This is a genomic window from Alsobacter soli (assembly GCF_003004785.1).
GTDB classification, from domain to species: domain Bacteria; phylum Pseudomonadota; class Alphaproteobacteria; order Rhizobiales; family Beijerinckiaceae; genus Alsobacter; species Alsobacter soli.
In genome coordinates this window covers 1-1,155 of record NZ_PVZS01000071.1, presented here as the reverse complement: position 1 = coordinate 1,155, position 1,155 = coordinate 1, and the positions used below count along the sequence as shown (strand labels likewise).

2 protein-coding genes are annotated in these 1,155 nt (G+C 72.4%); both read right to left on the bottom strand.

Going from position 1 to position 1,155, the window contains the following annotated elements; all coding sequences use genetic code 11:
* The coding region (locus SLNSH_RS24285; RefSeq protein ID WP_146140385.1) for a YHS domain-containing protein at window positions 1-956 on the bottom strand (956 nt) is incomplete at its 3' end.
* A 7-nt stretch (window positions 957-963) separates the two neighbouring features.
* Window positions 964-1,155, bottom strand: a 192-nt coding sequence (locus tag SLNSH_RS25090; protein WP_158266886.1) for a hypothetical protein, incomplete at its 5' end; no start/stop codon positions are given.

The following is a 1,155-nucleotide window of genomic DNA, read 5'->3' as shown; positions in this document are numbered from 1 at the left end:
GCCCCGACCTCGACGGCGTCGAGCTGGACTTCCTGCTCGCTGCCATCCGGCCGGATGAGGCGCGCCGTCTTGGGCGCGAGGTCAAGCAGGGCCCGGATCGCCCCGCCGGTGCTCTCGCGCGCCCGCAGCTCCAGCACCTGCCCGAGCAATACCAGAACCGTGATCACCGCCGCGGCCTCGAAGTACACGGCCACGGAGCCGTCATGGCCCCGGAAGGCGGGCGGGAACACGCCCGGCGCCAGCACGGCGACCATGCTGTAGGCCCAGGCCACGCCCGTCCCCATGGCGATCAGCGTGAACATGTTCNCCCAGGCCACGCCCGTCCCCATGGCGATCAGCGTGAACATGTTCAGGCTGCGGTTCACCAGCGAGGCCCAGGCCCGCACGAAGAAGGGCCAGCCGGCCCACAGCACCACAGGCGTCGCCAGCGCCATCTGCACCCAGTTGGAGACGCCGCGCGGGACGTAGTGGTCGAGGCCGGTGAGGTGGCCGCCCATCTCCAGGGCCAAAACGGGCAGGCTCAGGACCAGGCCCGCCCAGAAGCGACGCGACATGTCCCTGAGCTCGGCGTTCTCGTGCCCGCCGGCGGCGATCACCGGCTCCAGCGCCATGCCGCAGATCGGGCAGGAGCCCGGCCCGAACTGCCGGATCTGCGGGTGCATCGGGCAGGTGTAGATCGTGCCCTCCGGCGGGGCCGCCGCCGCCCTGGCTGCCGGCGCGACGTACTTGCCGGGATCGGCCTTAAACTTGGACTGGCAGCCGGCCGAGCAGAAGTAATACGGCTTCCCGGCGTGCTCGGCGCGGAACTTCGTCCCGTGCGGGTCGACCGCCATGCCGCAAACCGGGTCCTTGACCATCCCCTCGCCGGCGGGGGCGGGGGCGGGGGCGCGGCCGTGGTCGTCATTCCCGTGCCCGGCGGCATGGTCGTGGGCGTGCGCAGCGTGGTCGTGGCTCATGGCGTCCTCACGCGGAAACGGCGGTGGCGGCGGGCGTTGTGGGGCTTCCCGCGATGGGAAGGTCAAGGGGGCCGGGCTTGTCGCCGTAGGCGGCGTCGAACAGCCGCTCGGCCCAGGCGTCCCGGACGCGGCGGCCGGCCTCTATCATCGCGCCCACGCCGGAGAACCACGCGTGCTCGGCCGCCCGGAACGGGTTGTC